This window comes from Egibacteraceae bacterium (assembly GCA_035540635.1).
Lineage (GTDB): Bacteria > Actinomycetota > Nitriliruptoria > Euzebyales > Egibacteraceae > DATLGH01.
Genome location: DATLGH010000030.1, coordinates 32,396 through 53,152, shown reverse-complemented (window position 1 = coordinate 53,152; position 20,757 = coordinate 32,396). Strand labels below are relative to the sequence as shown.

Below are 20,757 nucleotides of genomic sequence, written 5' to 3'. Positions count from 1 at the left end.
CCGCCCCGCCCCCGCCCGCATCCGACCGCCTCGCCGGCGGCGACCGCTACGCGACGGCCGCGGCGATCAGCGCGGCGTCACGTCGCCCCGGCGTCGACCGCGTCTACGTCGGCACGGGGCGGCAGTACCCCGACGCCCTCGCGGCCGGCCCCGCGGCGGCGGCCTCCGGCGGCTCCGTGCTCCTCACCGCACCGACCGCCCTGCCGCCCAGCACCGCGGCCGAGCTCGCCCGCCTGCAGCCGAGCGAGATCGTGCTCGCCGGCGGCTTCGCGTCGGTGTCCACCGACGTGGCGCAGGCCCTGTCCCGCTACGGCCCCGTCCGTCGCGTCGCCGGCGGCGACCGCTACAGCACAGCCGCCGCCATCGCCCGCGACGCGTTCGACGGTCCGGTGCCCGTCCTCTACCTCGCGTCCGGGCGCAACTTCCCCGACGCGCTCGCCGGCGGTGCCGCAGCCGCCGCCCAGGGAGCCCCGCTGCTGCTCACCGAGCCGTCGCGGCTGCCTGACGCGACCGAGCAGGCCATCCGGGCGCTGCGGCCCGCCCACATCGTCGTCCTCGGCGGGCCCACCGCCATCACCGACGGCGTCCTGTCGACCGTGGCCTCCTATGCAGGCTCGGTGACCCGCGTCTTCGGCACGAACCGCTTCGCGACCTCCGGTGAGGTCTCGCGCTGGACGTTCCCCGGACAAACCAACGTCGTCTACCTCGCCACGGGGCTGGAGTTCCCCGACGCGCTCGCCGGCGGGCCGGCCGCAGGCGCCCACGACAGCCCGCTGCTGCTCGTACGCCCCGACGCGCTGCCACCGGCAGCGGCAGCGGAGCTCGCCCGACTGCGCCCACGCCACGTCGTGGCCCTCGGTGGCACCTCGGCGGTGTCCGCCGCCACCCTCGCCGCGGCGAAGGCAGCCGCGGGCCACTGACGCCCGCCCGACCCGTGCGGGTCGACGCGGTGGGCGCGGCTGCTCATACCAGGAGGCGGCGCAGCGTGCCGAGGGTGACCGCCCCCCGCTCGAGCGCGTCGGAGGGGCCGGCGAGCACCCGGGCGCGGCCCGGCTCGCCGAAGCGGTCGACGACGAGCGCCGCGCCCTCGAGGTCGTCCCCCGCGGTGTAGTCGTTCACGACGGCGAGGCACGCCACGCCGGCCTTGCGCGCCGCGGCCACACCGTTGGCCGAGTCCTCGATCGCGACGACGGCGTCGGCGGGCTCGCCGAGGCGGTCGAGCACCGCGTGGTAGGCCGCGGGGGCGGGCTTCAGCGCAGGCACGTCGTCACCGGCCACGACGGTCACGAAGCGCGACAGGCCGAACAGCCGGTCGAGCAGCGGCTCCACCCACGCCCTGCTGCCGGTCGTCGCGACCGCCACGGGCGTGCCCGCCTCGGCCAGCTCGTCGAGCAGCCGCTCGGTCCCCGGACGCGCGGGGATGCGCCCCTGCGCCGCGAGGTCGCGGAAGAGCGCGGTCTTGTGCGCGTGGAGGCGGGCGGCGAGCTCCTCGGCTTCGGGTGCGGGGTAGCCCTCGCCGAGGAGGAACTCGCGGATGCGCCGCTCACCGCCGGGGACGGCGAGCAGGCGCCCGTACCGGTCCTCGTTCCACCGGTGCGGCAGGCCGGCGTCGGCGAACGCGGCGTTGAACGCGACCCGGTGGCCGTGGCGTTCGCTGTCGACGAGTGTCCCGTCGACGTCGAACACCACCGCCGCCGGCCGCTGGCTCACCGCCGGCTCCCTCAGGCGCCGATCTTGGCTCGCATGCCGCTGACCGCCTCGGTGACCGCCTCCGCGTCGAGCACGTCGGCCATCAGGCCCACCTGCTCGTCGTAGACGTCGTCGGGGACGGCCGCGGCGACTTCGGGCTCCAGCACGTGGTACACGTCGAGACCCAACTGGGCCTCCGCCAGGGGACCTGCGTAGCTCGGGTCACCCACGACCACCGTCTCGGCCGCGATCTCCGCGGCCTCGGGGTCCGGTGCGCCGAGCAGCACGAGCAGCTGCTCGGGCCCGTGCTCCTCCGCAAGCCGCTTGATCGCGGCCTGCGTGTCGAGGTCCATGGCTCCTGAAGCCGTTCAGACGAAGCAGGCGGTGGAGGTGTAGACGACCTCCGCGCCTGCGGCTTCGGCGCAGGCGGCGATCGCGGGGCCTCCCAAGCCGTCGCGCTCGCCGATGGCGATGACCTTCTTTCCGTCGAACATTCGTCGCTCCCTTCGTCGTGTCGGCTACTGCTCGAAGTGCTCGTTCAGCCAGCTGCGCACCGCCCGTGCGTCGAGGTCGGGGTCGGTGATGCGGTCGACCTCCTCGCCGTCCCGGAACAGCAGGAGGGTCGGCAGACCCATCACCTTCAGCTCCATGCACACGCGGCGTGCCTTCGGTGCTTCGAGCTTGACCACGGTGAGCTCGGCGTACTCCTCGGCGAGCTGCTCGAGGTGGGGGGCGAGCTTCACGCACGGCTGGCACTGCTCCGACCACACGTCGACGAGGACGGTGCCCACGTCGATCAAATCCCAGAAGTCCTCCCGGGTGGCTTCCTTGACGCTCATGCCTGCTCTCCTGTCACTCGCGGGTTGCGTTCGAGGACGACGCTCATGCCGTCCGAGCTGCGGCTCATCCGCCCGAGGAAGAGGCTGCCCTTGGCCAGCAGCTGCACCCGGTTGGCGTCGCCGGCGGTGAGGCGCCGCAGCGCGTGCGGCAGGTAGCACAGCGCCGAGGCGAGATGGCCCTGCGTCGGCGCGAACCCCGGCATGCCGCGCTCGGCGGCGAAGGCCCCCATGTCCCCACGCTCGATCTCGCCCCGGCGCACCGCCAGTGCGGCGATCGTCTTGTAGTTGCGGGCCGCGACATCGCCCGACCCCTGCGGCTCGGTCACCTCGGGGTCGTGCAGCTCGGTGGCGTAGTCGTCGACATCGACCATGCGCAGCCCCACCCGCTCGAGCGGCTCGACCGTCAGCGCGGTGAGGATGCTCTGGTTCGCGCTGCCCGCGCTGACGGGGTGGCGGCCGACGACGTCGAGCCGCAGATGCGGTGACGCGCCGTCGTCGGCGGTCACGAGCGCGGCCATGCCCCCGAGGACGTCCTCGAGCACGGGCAGGCCATGCTTGAGGTGTCCCTGGAACTTCATGCCGAGCTTCGGGAGGGACCCCCCGGCGACCACCGCGACCGTGCGGCACACCCCCGAGGCGACGAGGCTGCCGGCGATGACGAGCGCGGGGATCGGCGCGGCGCAGAAGTTCTTGACGTCCGCACCGGAGGCGTTGGCGAGGCCGGCCGTCTCCGCGATCGCCTTCGCGAGGTTGCCGCCGCCACGCTGGTAGCGGTCCCCGACCGCCTCCTCCGAGCAGCCGAGGACGTAGTCGACGGCGCCGGGGTCGATGCCGTGACCGTGGAGGAGCCAGGCGAGGGCGAGGAAGCCCGTCGCCTTGCCGGCGAGGTTCTCGAGGAGCACGGGCGCCGTGAGCGCCTCGTCCGCCTCGTGCCCCCGTTGGATCGCGCCGGCCAGGCGGTCGGCTCCGATGTGCAGCGGCAGCGCCCCGGGCTGGTCCGCGGCGCGCTCCGCGTCGCCCGCCGCCTTGGTGACCTTGTCGAGGTCGAAGGCCTTGGCGAGCGGGTGGCGGGCGAGGCGGGCGGCGGCGTCCTCGGCCACCGCCGGGTCGAGGGTGATGAGGTCGAAGTCGTCGGCGAGGGCGAGCAGGCCGAGGAACTCCTCCTCGGGCAGAAGCTCGCCGGCGGCGGCGAACCGCTCGGCCCCCTCGACGCGCTGACCGGTGCGCGGGCGCGCGGGCAGCTCGCGGGGGTGCAGCGCCCCGAGGTACGCCTGATGGGGCGAATAGCCGACCGCCTCGTCGAACGAGCGGAGGCTTGCGAGGAACCGCGAGCGGACCGCGTCGTCGCGGGCCAGCTCCCGTGACGGTTTGGACCCGTGGCGGGCCAGGCCGGGCGCGTGCGCGAGCACGGCGCTCGTACCCGTGACGACAGGGATCATGACGCGGACTCCTCGACGTCGAAGATGGTGGGGCGCTTTACGGGGGTGGAGACCGCCCGCAGCGCCGTCTCGAGCAGACGACGGCGCCAGGCGCGCTCTTCCTCAGGATCGAGCTCGGGGTCACCGGCCGGGTAGGGGATGCCCCGGGTCGGCACGATGCGCGGCGCGCCGACCTGCTCGGCGATCGACACGAGGTTGCAGAGCAGCGCCGTGGGGATCCCTCCCCGTTCGAGCTCCTTCGCAAGCGTTGACCCGCAACGCGTTCCCGTCCCTCAGGTGGCGGTCAGGATCGCGGCCTGCACACCGGAGCCGTGCAGGCGGGCCGCCCACTCGACGCCGAAGCGCCGGGCGTTCGCGACGGCTGTGCCGTTGCCCGCCGTCGCGAGGTACTCATGGTGCAGCGCGCCGATGCGCCCCTGCTCCTCCAGCTCGCGGGCGACGTCGAGCGGGAGGATGCGGTGCGGGTCGGCGTTGGCGGCCGCCGGTGAGAAGCCGCCGTGCACGGACTCGTAGTCACCCGCTGCGAGCGCCGTCACGCCGTCGAGCGGGTAGTGCACCCAGCGGGTGGCCCGCGCGGCCTCGAGCCGGTCGGGGTTGCCGGCCGGCACGAGCGCCCCCTCGGTGACGAGCGCGATGGTCGCCTCGGCGGGGTCCTCGACGGGCCCGGCGGGGCTGACGACGTCGAACAGGCCGGCGGGGATCTCGGTGGCGTCGCGGTCGCCGGCGAGGCGGGCAAGGGCGAGGTCGACGGCGCGCACGGCCGCCGGCTGCTCCACGGTGGTGGTGCGGCGCGGGATCCGCCCGACGCGGCCGTCCTCGGCGGTGACGGGCTCACCGGCGGCGACCTTGAGCGCCGCGGCGGCCAGGCGCTCCATCGAGGGGCGCATCTCCCGCGTGCTGGCTCCCGCGGCGACGACCACCGCGCCGCCGGCCTGGTCGACGCCGGGGTTGTCGGGGTGCATGCCCGCGATCGCCGGCATGCCTTCGGCTGCCGCCCCGGCCACGAGGCGCCCGCAGGCCAGGCCGTAGCGGCCGCTGCCGAAGGCGGGTCCCGCGACGATCATCTCGGCGCCCACCTCGCGGGCGAGGCGGAGGACCTCGGTCATCACGCCCGGGTCGGAGGCGGCATGGTCGTCACCGCAGGAGATGCTCGCGACGACCTCGTGCGCGTCCCCGGACTGCTCGCCTCCTGGCTCCAGCAGCCGCGCGAGGAGCCGGCTCGGCCCCACGAGCTCGTCGTGAACCTGGGGAGGCGTGCTCGCGGCGTCCTCCCCGCCGACGCCGGCCTGGAACTGGTTGAGGTAGTGGACGACACGCATCAGGCGGCCTCCTCCTGGGCGCGCAGCCGGCCCCCGCCGAGCAGGTTGAGCGAGCCGTGGATGGTCGCAACGGGCAGCTCCATCGCGGCGTCGGCGTCGGCGTCGGCGATGTCGACCCGGTCCCCCCCGAGGGTCCGCTCCATCGCCGGCAGCTGCAGGCGCTCGTCGTAGTTGCCGGTGCTCACCATCGCCGTCGCCCTGCGCGGAGGGAACACGAGGGGCGGGCCCGTGCCGTCCGGGCCGGCGAACTCGGCGAACATGCCGACGGCGGCGATGCCGGCGTCCTCGAGACGGTCCATCTTCAGCGACGCGTCGGCGTCGGCGTTGCCCCCGCCCTCCTTCGTCACGACGGCCGCGTCGAAGCCCGCGGCGATGCACAGGCGAGCGGCGTGGGCGGAGATGTGGTCCTTGGCGTGCTGGTCGACCGGCTCGGGGCAGATCACGAGCCCGGCGAAGGACAGGTCGTGACCGTGCCGGCGACGCAGCTCGGCGACGACGGGGTGGTTCTGGTGGACGTACGTCGAGTTGCGAAGCCCCGGGTGGCCGAACTGCCCGCCGACGATGGCGCCGTCGTCGACCTCGAAGGGGTCGATGAGGGTGGGCAGGCTCGTGGCGAAGCTGCGTCCGTAGACGTACACGTCCTTGAACGACCCCTGCGTCTGGAGGTTCGTCACCACACCGACCCGTGGCAGGTCGCCCGGGCCGGGCCGGGCGGGCGGCGCCCACTCCTCGACGTCGTCGGGGTCCGCCTCGGCGGCCGCGTCGGCGAGGTGGACCGCCAGGCGCAGCAGCCCCCGGCGCAACGCCACGTCGACGTCCTCCCAGCTCGCGTCGTCGGTCCGCGCGAACTCGACGACGACGTTGGAGGTGGCGGCGTACGGCGACACCTCCGCGGCGGGGCCGCTCATGTCGACGATGCCCTCCTGGTTGCGCGGAAGGGCGCCGGCGGCCATGACCGCCGCACCGCGCAGGACGTGCGTCTGGCGAGGACGGTCGGGGCGGGGCGGGGCGAGGAAGCCGGGGAAGACCCCGCCGCGGCCCGGGCCCTTCGTGCGCGGCTCGACGACGTCGAGGAGCTTCACGATCCGCACCGGGTCCCCGGGGTTCGTCGCGTGCACGCGCACCGACGACAGCGCGGGGTCGGCGAGGGCGTCGTGCGCCTGCTCGACCCCGACGGTCAGCTGGCCCCCGCGGTAGGCCGTGCGGTCGCCGAGCACGACCTGCTCGACCGCGTGCACGAGCAGGCTCGAAGGGGCGTCGCCGGTGGCGGGTGTGGTGGTGTCCATGCCCGCATATTCTCCCAACGACCGCGGCGCCGCCAATCCACCCAGCAGGGATCCCCGGGGGCGGTTCCCTGCCGCCCCGGGAGACCGTCAGCGGTGCCGCCGGACGAGTCCCTGTGGGTGGTCACCGAAGCCCGCCTTGCGCAGGTGTGCCGCGAGCGGCTGGCTGCCCGGCGGTCCGCCGTCGATGCGCCGCACCCGCAGCTGGTCGACACGGCCGGCGTCGACGAGGGCGCCCAGCCCCTCGGCCGCTGCCGCGAGATGGCCGCCGTCGGCGGTGAAGGTGAGCAGGGAGCGTCCCCCCTTCTCGACGTAGACGACCGGGCGGCCCTCGACGAGGACGACGTGCGCGCCGGCGACCCGGCGCGGGGCGTGGCCGTGCGCGCCGAGCGGCTCCGGCCAGGCGAGCGCCGCCCCGTAGGGGTTGGCGGGGTCGGTCGCTGCGAGCACCGTCGGCGCGTCGGCCTGGGCGTCCAGACCCGCCTCGCGTACTCCTCGGAGCCGGTCGACGGCGCCGGGCAGGGCGAACTGCGCGCCCCCGAGCCCCTCGACGAAGTAGCCGCGGCGCGCCCGGCCCGCCTCCTCCATGGCCTTCAGCACGCCGTAGACGGCGCCGAACCCGCCCGGGACGTCCTCGGCGGCGACCGCGTCGCGCACGACGACGCCGTGACGGTCGAGCAGGCAGGCGGCCAGTGCGGCGGCGCGGTCGGTGGCGGACGCCCCGTCCTGCGTGAGGTCGGCGACGAGCGACCAGCGGCCGGCCGCCGCCGGGGGTCCGCTGCGCGTCACGGCCCGACCCGGCCGGCGGCGACCGGCGCCGCGCGCACGCCGCGCGCCGGCGTCGACGAGCGCCCGCAGCGGCGCGAGCATGTCGTTCGTAACGAGCCCCGCCCACACGAGGTCCCACAGCGCGTCGAGGACCTCCTGCTCGCCGCCGCCCCCCGCCGCGGCGTGGATCGCCGGCCAGAACGACGCGCCGCGCGAGCCAAGGAGCTCGATGATGCCGGCGTGGCGTGCGCTCCACCCCGGGATGGCGGCCTGGGCGGCCGTGGACCCGTCCTCGCCGCCCCCCGGCAGCACGGCGTCCGGCGGCGCGACGAGCGGACGCGCCTCGTCGCGCAGGTACAGCGACACCCGTCCGTCGCGTGACCCGAGCGGTCCCCGTCCGACCCACACGACCTGCCCGGCGGCCGCCAGCCCGTCCAGCCAGGCCGGCTCGTAGTCGCGCGCCCGGCACGCGAGGACGTCGCGTTCGAGGACCGACGCGGGGATCGGCGCGCCCTGCAGCTGGGCCACGACCTCGAGCATGCGGTCCGCACCGGTCGAGGAGCGCCCGGCACCCACCCCCTGCCAGGCGGGCAGGAACCGGCCGAGGGCCGCGGGCTCGACCGCTTCGACCTCCCGGCGCAGCGCCGCGAGCGACGCCCGCCGCAGCCGGCGCAGGACAGCGGCGTCGCACCACTCCGGGCCGCTGCCGCCGGGACGGAACTCGCCAGCGACGAGCCGGCCGTCGCGTTCGAGCTCCTTGCACGCGAGGTCGGCGGCGTCGGGCGGCAGCCCGAGGCGCGCCGCCACGTCGCGCGGGCGGAACGGGCCGTGCGTGCGGGCGTAGCGGGCGACGAGGTCGACGAGCGGGCGGTCGACGGGCGCGACGAAGGCCTGCGGCAGGCCGGCAGGCGGCGGGATTCCGAGCCCGTCGCGGAAGCGTGCGGCGTCCTCCGCCGCCGCCCACCGCTCGTCACCCGCCACCCGCAGCGGATAGGCCCGCCGCTGGGCGGCGAGCTCGTCGAGCCAGCGCTCCGCCGGCCCGTCGGTGCGGGCAGCGACCTCGTGGGTGGCGAGGTCGCCGACCTCTCGGAGCAGGTCGTGGACGCCGTCGGGGTCGCGGGCATGGCGGTCGGGGGCGAGGCGCTGCAGGACGAGCTCGAGCTCGGCGAGCGCGCGCGGGTCGACGAGCTCGCGCAGCTCGCCCGAGCCGAGCAGCTCGGCGAGGCGCTCCCGGTCCAGGCTCAGCGCGTGGGCCCGGCGCTCGGCGAGCGGGGCGTCGCCCTCGTAGAGGTAGCCGGCCATGTAGCCGAACAGCAGCGACGACGCGAAGGGGCTCGCCTGCGGCGTCGTGACCTCCACGACGCGGACCCGCCGGGCGGCGACGTCGCGCAGGAGCGCGACGAGCGCCGGCACGTCGAACACGTCGCGCAGGCACTCCCGATAGGTCTCGAGCAGGACCGGGAAGCTGCCGTAGCGGCTCGCCACGGCGAGCAGGTCGTGGGCCCGCTGGCGTTGCTGCCATAGCGGGGTGCGGGCGACGCCACCGGACCCGCCGCGACGCCGCGGCAGCAGCAGCGCCCGCCCGGCGCACTCGCGGAAGCGCGCGGCGAACAGCGCCGAGTTGGCGAGCTCGCCCACGACGAGGTCCTCGACGTCGTCGGCGTCGATGACGACGGTGCCCGCCAGCCCTGCGGCCCCGCCGTCGGCGTCGGTGTCGGGCAGGCGGATCACGATGCCGTCGTCGGTGGCCATGGTCGCCAGGTCGAGGCCGAGGCGCTCGCGCGCCCGTGCCTCGATCGCGAGCGCCCACGGGGCGTGGACCCGTCCGCCGAAGGGCGACAGGACGCACACCCGCCAGTCGCCGATCTCGTCGCGGAACCGCTCGACGACGATGGTGCGGTCGGACGGGACCGTGCCGACCGCGGCCCGCTGCTCGGCGACGTAGGCGACGAGGTTGGCGGCGGCGAGCTCGTCGAGGGCGTAGTCGGCGGCGAGACGGGCTCTCGCCTCTTCCTGCGACGCCTCGGCCGTCTCGCGGAGGAAGGCGCCCACCGCCCGCCCGACCTCGACGGGCCGCCCCGGGGCGTCGCCGTGCCAGAAGGGCAGCTTGCCCGGCTCCCCGGGCGCCGGTGTGACGAGGACCTGGTCGCGGGTGATGTCGGTGACGCGCCACGTCGTCGAGCCCAGCACGATGGTCTCTCCGGGGCGGGTCTCGTAGACCATCTCCTCGTCGAGCTCGCCGACGCGCCGGCCGGTGCCCTCCCCCTCGACGAACACCCCGTACAGGCCGCGGTCGGGGATGGTGCCGCCGGAGGTGACCGCGAGGCGCTGGGCGCCGGCGCGACCGACGATGCGGTCGGCGACCCGGTCCCAGTTCAGGCGGGGGCGCAGCTCGGCGAACTCGTCGGAGGGGTAGCGGCCCGAGAGCATGTCGAGCACGCCGTCGAGCTGCGCGCGCGACAGGTCCGCGAAGCTCGCCGCCCCGCGCACGACCCGCACGAGCTCGCCGACGTCCCAGGAGTCCATCGCGGCCATCGCGACGACCTGCTGCGCGAGGACGTCGAGGGGGTTGCGCGGGTAGCGGGTCTCCTCGATGGCGGCCTCGTGCATGCGGCGGACGACGACCGCCGCCTCGACGAGGTCGCCCCGGTACTTCGGGAACACCTTGCCCACGCTCGGCGCCCCGACCGCGTGGCCGGCCCGGCCGATGCGCTGCAGCCCCCGCGAGACGCTGCCGGGCGACTCGACCTGGACGACGAGGTCGACCGCGCCCATGTCGATGCCGAGCTCGAGGGACGACGTCGCGACGACGCAGCGCAGCCGCCCCTCCTTGAGCGCCGACTCGATCTCCACGCGCTGCTCCCGCGCGATCGAGCCGTGGTGCGCCCGCGCGACGACGACCTCCGGCTCGTCGTCACCTCGCGTCGCGTTCGCGAGTTCGTTCAGGCGGGCGCAGAGGCGCTCCGCGAGGCGCCGGGAGTTCGCGAACACGATCGTGGAGCGGTGCGCGAGCACGAGCTCGAGGATCCGGGGCTGCACCGCCGGCCAGATCGACCGGCGCTGCTCGCCGACCGCCGCCGGCCCCGTCGGGGGCTCCTCGAGGACCTCGCCGAGGCGGCTCATGTCCTCGACCGGCACGACGATCTCCACCTCGAGCTGCTTGCGCGCGCCCGCTTCGACGATGCGCACCGGTCGCGGCGTCCAGGCCCCGTCACCGCCGACCACGCCACCGCCGAGGAAGCGCGCCACCTCGTCGAGCGGGCGTTGCGTCGCCGACAGCCCGATGCGCTGCAGCGGTCGTCCGGCGAGCGCCTCGAGCCGCTCGAGGGACAGCGCGAGATGCCCGCCGCGCTTCGTGCCAGCCACCGCGTGAACCTCGTCGAGGATGACGGTCTCCACGTCGGCGAGCGTCTCCCGGGCCCGCGCGGTGAGCAGGAGGAACAGCGACTCGGGCGTCGTGATGAGGATGTCCGGCGGCGTGCGGGCCATGCGGGCGCGCTCGTCGGCCGGCGTGTCGCCCGAACGCAGCGCGACGTCCACGGGCGCAACCGACCGGTTGCGGCGCTCCGCGGCGCGGGTGATGCCCGCGAGCGGCGCCCGCAGGTTGCGGTCGACGTCGTAGGCGAGAGCCTTCAGCGGCGACACGTAGAGGACCCGCGTGCCACGCTCCTCGCGCGGGGTCGTGAAGAGCCGGTCGAGGGTCGCGAGGAACGCCGCGAGCGTCTTGCCCGAGCCCGTCGGCGCGCTCACGAGCACGTTGGCGCCCTCGTGGATGTGCGACCACGCCGCGGCCTGCGCCTCCGTGGGGGCGTCGAAGGACGAGCTGAACCACTCGCGGGTGGGCGCGGAGAAGCGCGCGAGCGCCGGGTCGGCCACCATCACCTAAGGATAGGGCCTGGGGGTCCCGTGACCCCCTGGGGTCACGGGTCGGGGTCACGGGTCGGGCGTGGTGCGGCCTCCGACCTCGATGCCCATGTCGAGCAGCTGCGTGGCGAGGTCCGCCAGGTGCCAGGCCGCGTCGTGCGCGTCGGCCTTCTCCGCCTCCCTCGACAGGGCGAGCAGCCGGTCGCCGAGCTCCTGGAGCCGCTCCGCGGCCAACCCCCGGTAGTAGGTGTCGAGGTTGATGTCCATACGCCAGACCTGCCCTGCCGCGCGTCCGACGAACCGTGCGGCCGGGGGCCGACCTGCGCGTACGGTTGTAGGCTGTGCCCCCCGTCCCCGCGCGGCGGGTCGTGGTCGGGTCGCACAGGAGACGGGCAGAGCGTGACAGTGGACATGGTGATGGTGAAGGTGCCCCCCACTGCGGGTCACCTGGCGCTGCTTCGCACCGCGGTGGGCGGGTTCGCGGCGCGCGACCATTTCACCCTCGACCAGGTCGACGACCTCCGCATGGCGGTCGAGGAGAGCGCGGTGCAGCTGCTGCGGCACGCCACAGGCGACTTCATAACCCTGGAGGTCAAGGCCACTGAGCCCGGCGTCGAGGTCCGCGTGCACGCCGAGGTGGCGGGAAGCGAACCGGTCATCGACGAGTCGTCGTTCTCCTGGACGATCCTCAGGGCACTCGCCGACGACCTGCGCATCGAGATGCAGCAGGGTCACGCCACGATCGTCCTCACCAAGCACCGGATCAACGTGACGAGCGGGCCGCATCGCTGATGAGCACCTACAACCGAGAGGACACCAAGCTGCTGTTCGCCGAGTTGCAGCGCACGGGGGACCAGACCTACCGGGAGGAGCTCGCGCGCCTGCACCTGCCGCTCGTGGAGTACCTCGCGAAGCGCTTCAAGGACCGGGGCGAGCCGCTCGACGACCTCGTCCAGGTCGGCAGCGTCGGGCTGCTCAAGGCGATCGACCGCTTCGACCTCGACCGGGGGGTGGAGTTCTCCACCTACGCGACGCCGACCATCGTGGGAGAGCTCAAGCGCTACTTCCGCGACAAGGGCTGGGCGGTGCGGGTGCCCCGCCGCCTGCAGGAGCTCTCGCTGCGCCTCAACAAGATCATCGCGCAGCTCACCCAGGATCTCGGGCGCTCCCCGACGGTCAGCGAGATCGCGAAGATGGCCGAGGTGACCGAGGAGGAGGTCCTCGAGGCCCTCGAGAGCGGCCAGGCCTACTCGACGACGTCCCTCGACGCGCCGTCGGGCGACGACGACGACGCCCCGCTGCGGGTCGACCGCATCGGCCAGGAGGACTTCCGCCTCGAGAACCTCGAGTACTTCGCCTCGCTCGCCCCGCTCATCGAGCAGCTGCCCGAGCGCGAGCGCACGATCCTCTACCTGCGGTTCTTCAAGGGCATGACGCAGTCGAAGATCGCCGAGCACGTCGGCATCAGCCAGATGCACGTCTCCCGCCTGCTCACGCGGATCCTCGAGTTCCTGCGGGAGGGCATGGAGGGCGACGCCGAGTACTGACGTCGCCCCGCCGGAGGCTGACGTACGCCGCCCCGCCCTGCGCCGCCGCCGGCACGTTCTCGGGAGCCGAGCCCGGGGCGCCCCGGTGCCCGACGACGGCGGGCCTGGGGCCGCCGGGAAAAGTTTCCGCCATCTTGGGCGAGGGCCTTTACTCGTGCGGATCGGGCCTATAGGGTTACGACTCGGTCCACATTGTGACAGGATTCACAAGGCCCGGGTGCTCGGTCCCCCTGCATTCCCACGCGTGCCGGCGGTTGCTGCCGACCACCGGCACCGACGGACTGCTCGAGCCAGCCGGGCTCGTGAACGCGAGACGACCAAGGAGAGAGGCTATGGACTGGCGCCAGCACGCAGTCTGCCTGGACGAGGACCCGGAGCTGTTCTTTCCCGTCGGTACGACCGGCCTGGCCGTGGAGCAGACTGAGCGGGCCAAGGACGTGTGCCGGGGCTGCGACGTCATCGACCAGTGTCTCGAGTGGGCGCTCGACTCCAACCAGGACGCCGGGGTCTGGGGTGGCATGAGCGAGGAGGAGCGCCGGACCCTGCGGCGCAGCCGCCAGCGCCGGCGCCGCATCGCGAGCTGACACCAGCCGGGACTACGGCAACGGCAGGACGAGCTCGACCGCGAGCCCCCGGCCCTCGCCGGCACCGGGCGAAGGCGTGAACGTCCCGCCGAGCTCGGTCTCCACGAGGGTGCGGGCGATCTGCAGGCCGAGGTTGGCGCGCGCCTCGAGGGTCTCCCCCTCCGGCAGCCCGACGCCGTCGTCGGCGAGCAGCACGCGCAGAGTGACGGGCCCGCGCTCGAAGGTGATGGTCACCTTCCCCCCCTTCTCGGGGAAGCCGTGCTCGACGGAGTTCTGCAGCAGCTCGGTGAGCACGAGCGCGAGGGGGGTGGCGACCTCGGCGGGCAGGTCGCCGGGGGCCCCGTGGGTCTCGAACACCACCGGAACGTCGGGGTTGACGAGCCCGTCGCTGAGCATGTCGATGACCCGCCGGGCGACCTTGTCGAAGTTGACCCGCTGACGGGACTCCTGGCTGAGCGTCTCGTGAACGAGGGCGATGGAGGAGATCCGTCGCACGGACTCGGTGAGTGCCTCACGCGCCTCCTGGGACCGCAGCCGGCGCGACTGAAGGCGCAGCAGCGAGGCGACGGTCTGCAGGTTGTTCTTCACCCGGTGGTGGATCTCCCGGATGGTCGCGTCCTTCACCCGCAGCGCGCGCTCGTGGCGGCGCAGCTCCGTGACCTCGCGCACGAGCAGGAGGCCGGCGACCACGCCCCCCTGGCCGATGAGGGGGAGCAGGCGGCGCTGGACGACGGCCCCCTGGTCCTCGATCTCGGTCTCGACGGGCACGCCCCCGGCGAGGCCGGCGGCGAGCTCGGCGTGGCCGGGGTCGAACGAGGAGAGCTCCCGCCCGACGACGTTGGGCAGGCTCCCGAGCCTGCGGTAGGCCGAGATCGCGTTCGGTGAGGCGTAGGTGACCACGCCGTCCGCGTTCAGGCGCATGATGCCGTCACCGACGCGGGGCGACAGCTCACGCTCCTGGGGGTCGTCGCCGCGGTAGGGGAAGGTTCCGTCCGCGAGCATCTGCGCGAGCTCGCCGGCTGACTGGAGGTAGGTGAGCTCCAGCTGGGACGGCGAGCGGGCGGTCGAGACGTTCGCCTCGCGGGTGACCACGGCGATGAGGCGCCCGTCGAAGCGCACCGGTATGGCCTCCTCGCGCACCGGGACGCCGGTGGACCAGTCCGGGTCGGCGTCGCGGATGACCCGGCCCTCCGCGAGGGCCCTGCCGACCATCGGGCGGTCACGGACCGGAAACGACGTGCCGACAAGGTCCTCGTGGTAGATGGTCTGGGCGGTGTATGGGCGCATCTGGCCGGCGCAGAGGTAGGCGGGCGGCGACACCCCCGTCTCCGGCACGAACAGCAGCAGGTCGGCGAACGAAAGGTCGGCGAGGAGCTGCCAGTCGGCGAGCAGCAGCAGGAGATGGTCCACCGCCCGCACGTCGAGGCTGGACCGCTCGGCGAGGAGCTCCTGGAGCGGGGACATCGTCAGCACCTCCGCCCCCCATTTCAGCACACGGGGAACGTCGGCGCCGTCAGGGAGCGACCTGCAGGGCCCGGTCGAGCAGCGACGCGATCTGGTCGCGGCGGATGGGCCGGTCGGGTAGGAAGCGGCGCGCGCCGTCCCCGCGTGCGATGTCGTGGTCGCCGAGCGCGTTGATCGCGGCCTCGTGGGTGTTGCCGGCCACGTCGCTGAAGTGGCTCGCGCCGCTCGGCGTCAGGCCGAGGCCGTTGCGCAGGAAGGTCGCCATCTGGTCCCGGCGGACCAGCCGGTCGGGGAAGAACCGCCCGCCGTCCCCCTGCACGATCCCGCGCTCGTAGAGCGCGTTGATGCCCGCGGCGTGGGGGTGGCCGGCGGGCACGTCGCGGAAGTGGCCGTCACCCGCCGGGGTCAGCTGGAGCGCCCGGGCGGTCATCGTGGCCATCTGCCCCCGGGTCACCCGCCCGCTCGGGCAGAAGCGGCCCTCCGCGCAGCCGTGGACGACGTCGCGCTCGTGCAGGCGCAGGATCGCCTCGCGGTGCACCGAGCCCACGATGTCGCAGAAGGCGTCCCCGCAGAGCGCCTCCACCGCGAAGGCGCCGGTGGCGGTGCGCCGCCCGGGACTCGAGAATGCGTAGCGGTACGTGCCTGGTCGCAGGCCGCTGCCGCCCGACCAGCGGGAGACGGCGGTGTCGCCCGACCCCGAGGCGTTGTGGACCAGGCGGCCGTCGACGTCGGTGACCTCGAGCTGCCACGCTCCCGGGGGGCGAAGGCGCGCCGACAGGGTGACCTCGTCACCGAGCTTGCCCTCGCGCAGCGCCACGACCGACGGCGTCGCCCCCGGGTCGACGACCACGCCCCCCTGGTCGGCCTGCCGGGCGGCCACGCGCTCCCTGATGGCGTCGAGCTTCGCGTAGAGCAGGTTGCCGGGACACGAGGTCGCCCCGATGTCGCGGTGGCCGACGAGGGTGCGCACCTTGGTGTTGTTCATAGTGATCGTCGCGTCCACGTCCACGGAGTGGACGTCGAGCTTCCAGGCCAGGACATCGATGAGCGCCTCCTCGGCGGCTGCGGGCAGGCTGCCGCCCCCTCCCGGGACTCCGGCGCACGCCTGGGAGTCGAAGCACCCGATGACCGACACCCCGAAGCTGCCGGTGTTCCAGTTCCGCGAGTGGGCGCCGACCACGGCCGACTCGAGCCCTCCGGCCCGCCCCTCGTACACCGTGCCGAAGCGGTCGATGAGGAGGTTGTAGCCGACGTCGGACCAGCCCTGGTTCACGGTGTGGTATCGGTAGACGGCCCGCATGACCCCCGGTGCCTCCGCCGCGGTGTAGTCGTTCGCGCCCGCCGTGTGGTGGACCACCCCCATGCGCACCCGGCTGGCGTACGTCGGCTTGTCCTTGCGCAGCGACTCGTCCGCGCCCCACTCCTCGCGCGAGACGATCCGCGGCCTGCCCGGCGCGGCGATCGCCGGCTCGGGCGCGGGCCGCACCGCGGCGCGGACCGCGTCCGCGGCCCGCTCGGGCAGGGAGCGCGACAGCCCGAGCGAGTCGATGAGGTCGACGCCGACGTCCTCGGGACGGCCGTTGAGCACCCGCACCTGCAGGGAGGTCGCCCGGCCGACCCAGTGCCCCTCGCTGCGCGTCTCGGGCGGCGCCGCCGCCTGCGCCTCCGCCGTGCCGGGGTCCGGGCCCCCGTCGTTGCCGACGGCGGGAGCCCATTGCCAGGGCGTCCACTCGCGGCCGTCGGCGGAGGTGCGGAAGCTCACCTCGGCGCCCGGCGGGATCGCGAAGCCCACCATGGAGAAAGGGATCGGCGTGCGGACGGCGGCGGAGCGGACGGCGGCCGCGCCGGCGACCTCGTCAGCCCGGGACGGCTCCGGGGCCCCGTCCCCTCCACCGCTGCCCTCCCGGTAGGCGCGCAGCCGCTGCTGGAAGGTGCCCGGGTCCTCCCCCAGGGGCAGGCCGTCGAGATGCTCGGAAACCGTCGGGGGGATCGGCGGCTCGCCGGAGGCGGCGCTCGGCAGCCCCGCGAGGACCAGCCCCATGGACAGGACCAGCACCACGAGTGCGCGGTTGATCACATGAACCACTCCATCGGCCGGCGGCACGGCTCGCCCGTTGCCCCCGGGGACGTGCGGCGCCCCGACGCCACGGGACCACGTCCCGGAGACGTTCGGCAACCAAGGTCGGTTACTGAAGTGGGTAAGAATAACGGCTTTGGGGCTGCTGTGAACAGGATGGCCTGGCGCTACCGCTCGAGGAAGCGCTCCAGCCCCTTGATCGGCCCGACCTCACGGATCCGCGAGAAGGCCCGCGCCTCGATCTTCTTCACCTCGCCGATCGTGAGCCCGAGCGCTTCGGCGACCTCGCCGGGCTTGCCGGGCGTGCCGTCGTCGAGGCCCATGCGCAGTTCGACGACCCGCCGCTCGATGTCGGGCAACCGCCGCAGCACCCCCGAGAGCTTGCCCCGCAGGTCGCGCAGCGCCGCATCCTCGGCGCGGCGGCCGGAGGCGGGGCGGGAAGGTCGTTCGTCCACGACGGAATGCTACCCCGGGGGTGGGGGCCGTAGGCTGCGGGCGATGGAGGATCTGCAGACCCTCGTCGACGCGGCGGACCCCGACGCGCTACTCCTGCCGTGGCCGTCACGACGCTGCCGCCGGCGCGCCGCCTCCACCGCGCGCGCCGCCTCACCGACGACGAGGGACTCGCTTGGGCGATCAACCCAAGCGACGCCCGCGAGGAGGGATGAGGCGGGTCAGGACCCGCGCTCGGGCAGCTCGCGCGGCTCGAGGTCGTGCACCGCTGGGCCCTGGATGACCCGACCGTCGGGCGTGTAGCGGGAGCCGTGGCAGGGGCAGTCCCAGGAGCGCTCGGCGGTGTTCCACCGCACGTGGCAGCCCATGTGGCGGCACACCGGGGACAGAGCGTAAAGGGCGCCATCGTCGTCCCGGCACACGGCGTAGGCCGTGCCGTCGATCCGCACGACCGTCCCCTCGCCGGGCCCGAGCCGCTCCGCCGCCTCCGCATCCTCCGGCTCGGTGATGCGGTCGGCGACGAAGTGGCGTGCGACGTCGAGGTTCTCGGTGACGAACGACCTCGCGGACTGCACGGGCGTGACGCGGTTGGCGTCGAACGTGGCCGCCCACGGGTTGTCCCGCCCGGCGACGAGGTCGGCGAGGATCATCGCGGCCGCCGTCCCCCCGGTCATCCCCCACTTGCGGAACCCCGTCGCCGTCCAGATGTTGCTCGACGTCCTCGTCACCTTGCCGACGAAGGGGATCTTGTCGACGGGCGTGTAGTCCTGAGCCGACCAGAGGTAGTCCACGGAGATGACCGCGAAGTGCCGGCGGGTCCACTCGGCCAGGGCGTCCCAATGGCGGGCCTCGTCCTCGTCCTCACCCGGCTTGTGGCCCTCACCGCTCACGACGACCATGCGCGTCGCGCCGCGGACGTACGGGCGGACCGAGCGCGTCGGCTGCTCGACGTTGATGTACATGCCGTCGGGGAGGGGGCCCTCGACCGTGGCCGCCAGGGCGTACGACCGCGAGGGATGCGCCTTGGCGAAGAACAGCCCCCGGTCGAGCAGCGGCAGATGCGTTGCCACGATGACCGAGGACGCCTCCACGCTTCCCTCCGGCGTCTCCACGCGGCAGGGGTCACCGTCGCGGACGTCGACGACGCGTGAGTGCTCATAGACGGCGCAGCCGTCACCGGCCACCTGCTCGGCGAGGCCGAGCACGTAGTCGCGCGGGTGGAACTGGCCTTGACCGTCGAACTGGACGGCAGCCCGCACGGGAAACGGCAGGTCGGTGTCGGTGACGAGCCGGGCAGGCAGTCCGACGCGGGCGGCGGTCTCGGCCTCGGCCCGCACCTGGTCGACCTCGTCCTCCCGCTCGGTGAAGGTCACCGCCGGCCGGCGCTCCCATGCGCAGTCGATGCCGTAGTCGGCGACGAGCAAGGCCACGAGGGCGATGGCCGCCTCGTTCGCCTCCCCGTACACCCTGGCCGTGTCGTCGTCGAACCGCGACGCCAGCTCGGCGTACACGAGCTGGTGCAGCGAGGTCACCTTCGCGGTCGTGTGGCCGGTCACCCCCTGGCAGACCGCACCGGCCTCGAGCACCGCAACCCGCAGCCCCTCACGCTTGAGGAGCAGGGCAGCCGTCATGCCGGTGATGCCCGCCCCGAGGACGGCGACGTCGTAGCGCTCGGCCCCGCGCAGCGCGGGGCGAGCCGGTCCGGAGCTCGTCGCCATCCAGAGCGACTCCTGGGTCGGGTCCACGGGGCCCTCCTCGGTCGGCAGGCCCGGCTCATACCCATCCGGGGCGTCCACTGACCCCCTTTTGCGCTCGCGGTGTGGCCGGCGGCGCGCCGGCGCGTGCGAGCATGGGAGCCATGGTGCTCGTGCTCGTCACGGTCCTCGGGGCGATCCTTGCCGGCTACGCGCGCGGGGGGCGTCTGGCCAACCTCGGCCACGTCGCGCTGCGCCACGGGTGGCTCGTGCTCGTCTCCGTGCTGCCCCAGGCCGTGCTCGCGGCGGTGTCCGCGACGGGAGGGCCGGCGCATGCGCTGTCCGCTCCCCTCCTGCTCGCGAGTCACGCGGCACTGCTCGCCTTCGTCGTGGTGAACCGGATGCTGCCGGGCATGCTGCTCGTGTTCGCCGGCTTCGCGATGAACGCGGCGGTGATCACCGTGAACGGCGCGATGCCGGTGTCCCGCCACGCGCTGCTCGCGGTTTCCGCGGGCGAGGCGACGAGCATCTCGCCGGGCAAGCACCGGCTGCTTGCCGAGGGTGACCTGCTCACGCCGCTGGCCGACATCTTCGCCGTCCCGATGCTGCGTACGGTTGTGAGCGCCGGCGACGTCGTCCTGGCCGCCGGCGTCGGCATCCTCGTCGTGAATCTCATGCTGCGCCAGGCCGCACCGAGCCGCCGCAGGCGCCAGCCCCGGGGCGGGGCCGGGCAGGTTACCGCTCGAGCCGGGGACGCGTCAGCCGCGGAGCCAGTCGAGCGTGGCGACGAGCCCCTCGCGTAGCGTCGTCCACGGCTTCCAGCCCAGCGCCGTGCCCGCAAGGCGGGCGTCGAGGGCGATGTGGCGGAGCTCGCCGCTGCGCTCCGCGGCGTGCTCGGCGTCGCGGGGATATCCGGTGAGATCGGCGAGCTCGGCGAACAGGGTGTTCACGCTCGTAGCCTCGCCGGTGCCGATGTTGCAGCGGGCCCCGTCGCCGCGGTCGATGGCGAGCACGAAGGCGTGGACGACGTCGTCGACGAACACGAAGTCGCGGGTCTGCTCGCCGTCGCCGTAGATGGTGACGGGCTCCTGCGCGAGCATCCGCCCCCCGAACATCGAGACGACACCCGCCTCGCCACCCGGGTCCTGTCGCGGCCCGAAGACGTTCGCGAGCGCCAGCGACGTCCAGCGCAGCCCGTAGAGCGCCTCGTAGGTGTAGAGGTACTCCTCGACGCCGCGCTTTGACGCCCCGTAGGGCGAGTGGGGGTGCCCGGGGTAGGACTCGTCGATCGGCAACTCGTCGAGCGTAGGCTCCCCGTAGATGCAGCCCCCAGAGGTCGCGAGCACGATCTTGCCGACCTCGTGCCGCCGGCACGCCTCGAGCAGCTGGACGGTGCCGACGATGTTGACCATCGCGTCGTGGACGGGGTCGGCGACGCTGCGGCGGACGTCGATCTGCGCCGCGAGGTGGAGCACGACGTCGGGCCGGGCGCGGGCCACCACCCGCTCGAGCGCTGTCGAGGTGATGTCGAGGCGCTGGAAGTCGAGCGGCAGGTCGGGGTTGCGGCGCGCCTGGTGGAGGTTGTGCAGCTTGCCGGTCGACAGGTCGTCGACGACCGTCACCATGTGGCCGTCGGCGAGGAGCCGGTCGACGAGGTTGGAGCCGATGAACCCGGCGCCACCGGTGACGAGCACGCGCATGCTGTTCCCTCGTCCTTCTCCGGCCCTGGGCCGGTGA

General features: G+C 74.1%; 18 protein-coding genes. 5 read left to right on the top strand and 13 right to left on the bottom strand.

All coding sequences use genetic code 11. From position 1 onward, the window contains the following. Positions 1–920 (top strand): cell wall-binding repeat-containing protein (locus tag VM324_05465; GenBank protein HVL98721.1); only part of this gene is annotated, 920 nt, incomplete at its 5' end. Between the two features lie 43 nt (positions 921–963). Here VM324_05465 and VM324_05460 read toward each other — a convergent pair. From VM324_05460 to VM324_05425, 8 genes are all read right to left on the bottom strand, one after another. Continuing rightward, entirely contained in the window at positions 964–1,710 is a 747-nt protein-coding gene (locus VM324_05460; GenBank protein HVL98720.1) for an HAD-IA family hydrolase, read from the bottom strand. Positions 1,711–1,721: 11 nt separating this feature from the next. Then, the gene (grdA, locus tag VM324_05455) at positions 1,722–2,183 is read right to left on the bottom strand and encodes a glycine/sarcosine/betaine reductase complex selenoprotein A (GenBank protein ID HVL98719.1); all 462 of its coding nucleotides are present in this window, start codon (positions 2,181–2,183) and stop codon (positions 1,722–1,724) included. A 24-nt stretch (positions 2,184–2,207) separates the two neighbouring features. Next, positions 2,208–2,528 (bottom strand): thioredoxin family protein, encoded by a 321-nt coding sequence (locus tag VM324_05450; GenBank protein ID HVL98718.1) that lies wholly within the window; start codon positions 2,526–2,528, stop codon positions 2,208–2,210. Continuing rightward, positions 2,525–3,967 carry a glycine/sarcosine/betaine reductase complex component C subunit beta gene (gene grdC, locus VM324_05445; GenBank protein ID HVL98717.1) on the bottom strand — a complete coding sequence of 481 codons (1,443 nt, stop codon included), beginning with the start codon at positions 3,965–3,967 and terminating at the stop codon, positions 2,525–2,527. Before grdC ends, VM324_05450 begins: the two co-directional genes overlap by 4 nt. After that, complete coding sequence (locus VM324_05440; GenBank protein HVL98716.1) at positions 3,964–5,286, bottom strand: glycine/betaine/sarcosine/D-proline family reductase selenoprotein B; 1,323 nt, start codon at positions 5,284–5,286, stop codon at positions 3,964–3,966. The genes grdC and VM324_05440 overlap by 4 nt, the downstream gene beginning before the upstream one ends. After that, positions 5,286–6,572 carry a glycine/sarcosine/betaine reductase component B subunit gene (locus VM324_05435; GenBank protein ID HVL98715.1) on the bottom strand — a complete coding sequence of 429 codons (1,287 nt, stop codon included), beginning with the start codon at positions 6,570–6,572 and terminating at the stop codon, positions 5,286–5,288. The genes VM324_05440 and VM324_05435 overlap by 1 nt, the downstream gene beginning before the upstream one ends. An 87-nt stretch (positions 6,573–6,659) precedes the next feature. After that, positions 6,660–11,216 (bottom strand): DEAD/DEAH box helicase, encoded by a 4,557-nt coding sequence (locus VM324_05430; protein HVL98714.1) that lies wholly within the window; start codon positions 11,214–11,216, stop codon positions 6,660–6,662. Between the two features lie 54 nt (positions 11,217–11,270). Beyond that, positions 11,271–11,468, bottom strand: a complete 198-nt coding sequence (locus VM324_05425) for a hypothetical protein (protein ID HVL98713.1) — start codon at positions 11,466–11,468, stop codon at positions 11,271–11,273. Positions 11,469–11,600: 132 nt separating this feature from the next. Between VM324_05425 and VM324_05420 the strand changes: the two genes are divergently transcribed. From VM324_05420 to VM324_05410, 3 genes are all read left to right on the top strand, one after another. Further along, positions 11,601–11,993 (top strand): hypothetical protein, encoded by a 393-nt coding sequence (locus VM324_05420; GenBank protein HVL98712.1) that lies wholly within the window; start codon positions 11,601–11,603, stop codon positions 11,991–11,993. Next, positions 11,993–12,748, top strand: coding sequence for an RNA polymerase sigma factor SigF (locus VM324_05415; GenBank protein HVL98711.1), 756 nt, complete (start codon positions 11,993–11,995; stop codon positions 12,746–12,748). The genes VM324_05420 and VM324_05415 overlap by 1 nt, the downstream gene beginning before the upstream one ends. Before the next feature lie 332 nt (positions 12,749–13,080). After that, positions 13,081–13,332, top strand: a complete 252-nt coding sequence (locus VM324_05410; protein ID HVL98710.1) for a WhiB family transcriptional regulator — start codon at positions 13,081–13,083, stop codon at positions 13,330–13,332. Positions 13,333–13,344: 12 nt separating this feature from the next. On the opposite strand, the gene VM324_05405 is transcribed toward VM324_05410, so the two are convergent. From VM324_05405 to VM324_05390, 4 genes are all read right to left on the bottom strand, one after another. Beyond that, positions 13,345–14,796: a histidine kinase N-terminal domain-containing protein gene (locus VM324_05405; protein HVL98709.1), complete on the bottom strand. Its 1,452-nt coding sequence runs from the start codon at positions 14,794–14,796 to the stop codon at positions 13,345–13,347. Positions 14,797–14,845: 49 nt separating this feature from the next. Continuing rightward, a complete protein-coding gene (locus VM324_05400) occupies positions 14,846–16,873 on the bottom strand; it encodes an S-layer homology domain-containing protein (GenBank protein ID HVL98708.1) in 2,028 nt (675 codons plus the stop codon). A 167-nt stretch (positions 16,874–17,040) separates the two neighbouring features. Further along, complete coding sequence (locus VM324_05395; GenBank protein HVL98707.1) at positions 17,041–17,328, bottom strand: sigma factor-like helix-turn-helix DNA-binding protein; 288 nt, start codon at positions 17,326–17,328, stop codon at positions 17,041–17,043. A gap of 219 nt (positions 17,329–17,547) precedes the next feature. Further along, positions 17,548–19,071 (bottom strand): FAD-dependent oxidoreductase, encoded by a 1,524-nt coding sequence (locus tag VM324_05390; protein ID HVL98706.1) that lies wholly within the window; start codon positions 19,069–19,071, stop codon positions 17,548–17,550. A gap of 113 nt (positions 19,072–19,184) precedes the next feature. Between VM324_05390 and VM324_05385 the strand changes: the two genes are divergently transcribed. Further along, positions 19,185–19,823: a DUF5317 domain-containing protein gene (locus VM324_05385; protein ID HVL98705.1), complete on the top strand. Its 639-nt coding sequence runs from the start codon at positions 19,185–19,187 to the stop codon at positions 19,821–19,823. On the opposite strand, the gene VM324_05380 is transcribed toward VM324_05385, so the two are convergent. After that, complete coding sequence (locus VM324_05380; GenBank protein ID HVL98704.1) at positions 19,779–20,720, bottom strand: NAD-dependent epimerase/dehydratase family protein; 942 nt, start codon at positions 20,718–20,720, stop codon at positions 19,779–19,781. The genes VM324_05385 and VM324_05380 overlap by 45 nt on opposite strands. Positions 20,721–20,757: the final 37 nt, after the last annotated feature.

What these genes read in the sequence shown, in the direction of transcription:
- VM324_05450 (HVL98718.1), bottom strand. Translation starts at nt 2,528, where the DNA reads ATGAGCGTCAAGGAAGCCACCCGGGAGGACTTCTGGGATTTGATCGAC.
- grdC (HVL98717.1), bottom strand. Translation starts at nt 3,967, where the DNA reads ATGATCCCTGTCGTCACGGGTACGAGCGCCGTGCTCGCGCACGCGCCC.
- VM324_05435 (HVL98715.1), bottom strand. Translation starts at nt 6,572, where the DNA reads ATGGACACCACCACACCCGCCACCGGCGACGCCCCTTCGAGCCTGCTC.
- VM324_05430 (HVL98714.1), bottom strand. Translation starts at nt 11,216, where the DNA reads ATGGTGGCCGACCCGGCGCTCGCGCGCTTCTCCGCGCCCACCCGCGAG.
- VM324_05425 (HVL98713.1), bottom strand. Translation starts at nt 11,468, where the DNA reads ATGGACATCAACCTCGACACCTACTACCGGGGGTTGGCCGCGGAGCGG.
- VM324_05415 (HVL98711.1), top strand. Translation starts at nt 11,993, where the DNA reads ATGAGCACCTACAACCGAGAGGACACCAAGCTGCTGTTCGCCGAGTTG.
- VM324_05410 (HVL98710.1), top strand. Translation starts at nt 13,081, where the DNA reads ATGGACTGGCGCCAGCACGCAGTCTGCCTGGACGAGGACCCGGAGCTG.
- VM324_05405 (HVL98709.1), bottom strand. Translation starts at nt 14,796, where the DNA reads ATGTCCCCGCTCCAGGAGCTCCTCGCCGAGCGGTCCAGCCTCGACGTG.
- VM324_05385 (HVL98705.1), top strand. Translation starts at nt 19,185, where the DNA reads ATGGTGCTCGTGCTCGTCACGGTCCTCGGGGCGATCCTTGCCGGCTAC.
- VM324_05380 (HVL98704.1), bottom strand. Translation starts at nt 20,720, where the DNA reads ATGCGCGTGCTCGTCACCGGTGGCGCCGGGTTCATCGGCTCCAACCTC.